The sequence below is a fragment of the Candidatus Obscuribacterales bacterium genome (assembly GCA_036703605.1).
Classification (GTDB): domain Bacteria; phylum Cyanobacteriota; class Cyanobacteriia; order RECH01; family RECH01; genus RECH01.
This window is the reverse complement of sequence record DATNRH010000908.1, coordinates 1-5,199: the sequence shown is the minus strand read 5'-3', so window position 1 is coordinate 5,199 and position 5,199 is coordinate 1. Positions and strand designations below refer to the sequence as shown.

Here is a 5,199-nt window from a genome sequence, read left to right as displayed (position 1 = left end):
GGCCATGTGTTGAAAGACACGAGCCAATTGCCCTAACTCATCCGATCGCTGCCCTACTTCACTCAAGCAACTGGGATCAAAACAATCACTTTCCACATCCACCGCCGCTGCCGTCACTCGATCTACTTGATCTAAATATTGACGCATCTGCTGATTGTTGAGCCGTAGTTCTTGCTCCACTCGCTTGCGTTCTGCAACTGCCGTAGAGATGTCTTGAAACATCTGACGAAAGGTATGGATCACGTCTCCCAGCTCATCCTTACGCCGGATATGAGTGGATGAAAACTCGGTGGAGGGCTGGTCTTGAGCGATCGCCTCTCCAGCCTTAGCTAAATCACGCCGGAGCCGCAGAATGGGGCTAATCAAGTTAGGGCCCAGCACCACCATCATCACTAGGGTGACAAAGCCGGAGATAATCACCACCAATCCAGCCACCCGTAGCACATAGGTGAACAGAGCAGTTCGGGTACCTTGAGCATCATGACGAATCACAATAAAATGTTGTCCATCTGGCAGCAGGGTTGGCCAAGCTACATCGTAGCGATCGCCCTCAGGCTGAGGCAGATAAAGTGCTTCCCCCCGTACAGCAGCATTAAACAAAAGCGCTGGTGCTTCACCAAAGGTACCCATCACGGATCCATCAGGAGTATAAATTGCTCCTCCCAAAATGCTTTCTAGCATCGGATCTGCCTGAAGCTGCTCCACTTGGGTCAACAATTCTTGGGGCGTGGCATCTGGATAGGTCATCAAAATCCAGCTAATCTTACCCGTCGAAACCTCTTCAACCTGATCTAAAATCTCCTGTCTACGTCGTTCCACCGAAGGCACTAGTAAAACTGCCTCGATCACCATGATGCTCAGAAAGATCCAGAAGACAATCCGGAGCGATAGGCGGGCGCGAAATAATCCAATAACCTCATTCAGCGTCTGTTTACCAGACGATTGGGCAGAATTTTTAACGCGAGTGGATAATAGAACCATGATGCATCTCCAAGGTGATGACGAGTGAATTCGCTTACCCCGAATATATCTCGAAGCTTAGCACTACTCAGGAACAAATCTGTGGCGTGGTGTAAGGTGGTGACTCCATTCTATAAAGCTACGTTGCTGGGTTTCGGCTACGCTCAACCCTCTTCTCATAGAGGTTTAAGCCTTAAGCAACATTGAAAAGGAGCTTGCAACAAATGACGCCCTCCTACGGAACAGCAGAACTCTAGCCACCTGTACCCTACCAGGTATCCAAACCGTTGCTATTCAGGCAATCCTGCAACGAGCGTTCGGCGGGTGCAGCGTTAAACAGATGAAGTCCAAAATCTTGGGAGAGCCGCTCAAAGACTTTAATGCCCCGAACGCTGTTACCTTTCGCATCCAAACAGGGTGAAAAAGTACCAATTCCCAACTGACCAGGTACAACACCTGTAATACCACCACCCACACCGCTTTTGGCAGGAATACCAACCCGATACGTCCACTCCCCAGAGTAGTCGTACATACCGCAAGTCAGCATGACGCTGATCACATCCTGCACGTAACGTTCATCAAGGGCCCGTTCGCCAGTGACGGGGTTAATGCCTTTATTCGCCAACGTGGCTGCCATCATAGCCAAATCACGGGCATTGACCAACAGAGAACATTGCTGAAAATAAAGATCCAAGGTTTCATCAATGCGATCGCTGACCATGCCAAAGTTCAGCATCAGATAGGCAATAGCCCGGTTACGGTTGCCTGTGGCCCGTTCAGACAGAAAAACCGGGACACTCACATCTAGCTCCCGGCCAGTATAGCGCTGAAACATAGCTAGCACCCGCTTGATGCGCTCTGTAGCTCCATTCCCTTGAATCAAATCCGCCGTGGCGATCGCCCCCGCATTCACCATAGGATTATAGGGGCGGTTGGTCGCTTCATCCAGAACAATTGCATTAAACGCCTCCCCCGTAGGTTCAACGCTCACCTTACTGTTGACATACTCGCGACCGTGGTCTTCCAACGCCAGACCGTAAACAAAGGCCTTGGAAATCGACTGAATGGTGAATAGCTGGTCGCAGTTACCCACCTCAACGATCTGTCCATCCATGGTTACGGTACAGATACCAAACCAATTGGGTTGCGCGAGAGCTAGTTCAGGAATGTAGTCAGCGATCGCCCCTTCATTGAGCGGTAAGTATGCTTGATGCAGATCTTGCAGGTAGTTACGAAACGACGACGTGGCAGATTGTATCGATCGAGTTAGGCTACTGAGATGTCCACTGGTTACATCACGATCTACATCCTGGCTAGAGTCTACCATCTTGCTATCCTTTATGATTTACACAGGTCAATTCAATACATTTAAGGTCGGGCAATACTTGATCCATCAGCTAGATGTAGTACAATACAGTACTCGTAGGGTGTGTTCGCGAAGCGTAACGCACCGCACCCAATTTATCCATCAGCTAGAATAAGTCGCGAAATGTGCAGCATAGTCACCATTGCTAGCAGCTATAAAACCTGGCATTAGCTCACATGCTGCGCCACCTTTTGAAACTCATGGCTAACGGGATGATCTGGATATTTCAAGCAAAACACGCCTTCACTCGCCAATTGCACAATCTCTTCTGATAGAGGAAACACCCCAGCGACCTTGAGATCATAGGTTTCTTCCACTTTCTGTCGCAAAGCTTCGGGGTCGAGCTGCCGGTAGGCTTTGTTAACAATCAGCTTCATATCTCGAACGCGAAGCTGCTTAGCAACATCAATGGTTACAGCCGTACCCTGGTAGTCTTGCTTATCTGGTCGGAGGATGAGCAGCAAAACATGAGAAATAGCAATTGAAAGAAATGTTTCTTTGGATAAGCCTGGATGGGTATCGATAAACAAGTAATCTAGCTCTAGATCTTTAACCAGCCTGCGAAAACCATCATTGAGAAGCCGCACATCATAGCCATCCTTGAGAATGCGGGCAATATCATCTGGCTTAACGCTAGACGGTACTAGATAGAGAGCACCTGAGTCTAGAGAGAGGCGATCGCTCACGTCATGGGCAGCGTCGTGAATGCTAGTCTCCCCCCACAGATAGCGGTTCAATGTTGCCTGATGGGTATCTGGATCAAGACCGAGAATATTGTGAATGCCTGGGGAAGGCAGATCCGTATCCACGACCCCCACTCGGTGACCTTGAAGAGCCAGTGTGGTTGCAAGATTGGCGGTCATATTAGACTTTCCCGTACCGCCACGATAGGAGTGAATGGAAATAACTTTAGGCATAGAACGTCAGAGCTTAATCAGGACAAGGTAAGAAGGTTAACAGCACAAGCATTATTTGCGAGAATGATTATCTTTTTCCTAGGCAGTATGACTAGGCTTTGCGCTGATCCCTTATGGGGGCAATACCAAACCGGCAATGTTGAGTTGTGCTAACGCTGTAGGTACAGTATCGACCCAAGATGAGAACTAGCTGAATTTTAGATGGAGATGAGTCTCAGAAATGCGATCGCTCTCCGTCAAAAATTGCCTTCATGAGGTTAGCGATCGTCGAGGCCCATAACCAATCGTCATGGTGCAAACGTGTGATTTCTGGGAGTAGAGCGGTCATACTAGGGATAGCAAGACTGTCAGTTTTGGGCTCACTTGCCCCTGTCCTTGCCCTGAATTACGTCATGAGGTTTTGATAATGAAGCATCCTCTCCCGGTGCAGCCCCTTTGGTGGCAACGAGATGATGTGCAGTATGTTGAGGACGAGCTGCATTTCAGCACTCACAACCTCAATACTATGGCCAATGAGTTAGGTACGCCGCTCTATGTTTACAGCAGCGATCGCCTGCGACAGAATCTGGAGCGCCTGCATCGGGTGTTAGATGAACGGGCGATCGCCCACCGGATATTCTACGCCATGAAGTCCAACCGCTATGCGCCCCTGCTCACCTACCTGAAACTCACCGGGCTCTGCGGCATTGATGCCTGCTCGCCCCAAGAGGTGCGCCAAGCCCGCCAAGTTGGATTCCTGCCCTCTGAAATTTCCTTTACGGGTACGGCTCTATCCAACGCCGATCTGGACGAGTTAGCGCGATCGCCAGATGTGATCATCAACTGCGATTCTCTCAGTAGTCTTCGTCGCTTGGGCGATCGCTGTCCTGGTCGCGCCGTTGGGCTACGGATTAATCCTGGTCTGGGACTGGGATACCGCACCAATCCCCACCTGCTCTATGCCGGCACCAAACCCACTAAGTTTGGCATCTATCCCGACCAAGTGGAAGAAGCCCTGGCCCTAGCCGATCGCTATGGGCTCCAGATCCAGGGACTGCATGTTCATGCGGGCTGCGGCTATCTCACGCCCCAGTTAGACACTTGGTCTACCATCCTCCAGCGCTGTCAGAGGATCCTCGATCGCCTGCCATCGGTCTCTTACATGAACCTGGGAGGCGGATTGGGCATCCCCTTAGTTGCCGATGATGCGCCCTTGGATCTAGAGCGCTGGGCAGATATCATCGCCGAGCAGTTGGGCGATCGCCCCCAGCAGATTTATCTAGAACCCGGTGACTATATTGCTAAAGACGCGGGCGTGTTGATCCTGCAAACCACCATGGTGGAGCAAAAGCAAGATACCTGGTTTGTTGGCATGAATGGAGGCTTTAACCTGCACATTGAACCAGCTTTCTACCACCTGCCCCTAGAACCTGTCCCCGCACGGCGGCGGCGATCGCAGCCTGATTGGCCCGCCCGGGTCACCGTAACCGGTAACATAAACGAAGCCCTAGATATTTGGGCCGAAGATGTTGTGTTGCCCCCTACACAAGAGGGCGACTACCTCTGCTTCTTGAATGCTGGTGGTTATGGCGCATCCATGAGTTCCAATCACTGTATGCGAGGTCAGTTGACAGAGATCTTGCTACCCCCAACAAACCTAATGGATCACGATTACCAACATCCTTGCATCTAGTTTCTTCTGTTGCATCTCCTCTTGAATGTCGCCACAACCCATGATTTCCTCCTCCCCATCACCAACCCTATCGGCCCTCCAGTCTCTGGCTGGCGCTTTTGATCTCAGCAGCTTGCTGGAGACAGACGTGCGATCGCTCTATGCCGCCAGTCAGGGCGATGCAGCCGTCTTTCAGCGCTACCTCAAGCGCCTCACCTGGGGCGATCCGCTGCCCTACATCACCCAACAACTCACCTTTCGAGATCGCACCTTCAAGATCGATCGCCGTGCCTATATCACCGACC

The 5,199-nt window shown here is 51.0% G+C and carries 5 protein-coding genes; 2 read left to right on the top strand and 3 right to left on the bottom strand.

Going from position 1 to position 5,199, the window contains the following annotated elements:
* The 3 genes from V6D20_18685 to V6D20_18675 all read right to left on the bottom strand — a co-directional run.
* The coding region (locus V6D20_18685) for a HAMP domain-containing protein (protein HEY9817806.1) at window positions 1–981 on the bottom strand (981 nt) is incomplete at its 3' end.
* Between the two features lie 247 nt (window positions 982–1,228).
* Window positions 1,229–2,287 (bottom strand): glutaminase A, encoded by a 1,059-nt coding sequence (gene glsA, locus V6D20_18680; GenBank protein HEY9817805.1) that lies wholly within the window; start codon window positions 2,285–2,287, stop codon window positions 1,229–1,231.
* Window positions 2,288–2,493: 206 nt separating this feature from the next.
* Entirely contained in the window at window positions 2,494–3,243 is a 750-nt protein-coding gene (locus tag V6D20_18675) for a MinD/ParA family protein (protein ID HEY9817804.1), read from the bottom strand.
* Between the two features lie 406 nt (window positions 3,244–3,649).
* On the opposite strand from V6D20_18675, the gene V6D20_18670 reads away from it, so the two are divergent.
* A complete protein-coding gene (locus tag V6D20_18670) occupies window positions 3,650–4,915 on the top strand; it encodes a diaminopimelate decarboxylase (GenBank protein ID HEY9817803.1) in 1,266 nt (421 codons plus the stop codon).
* A 40-nt stretch (window positions 4,916–4,955) separates the two neighbouring features.
* The coding region (locus V6D20_18665; GenBank protein HEY9817802.1) for a hypothetical protein at window positions 4,956–5,199 on the top strand (244 nt) is incomplete at its 3' end.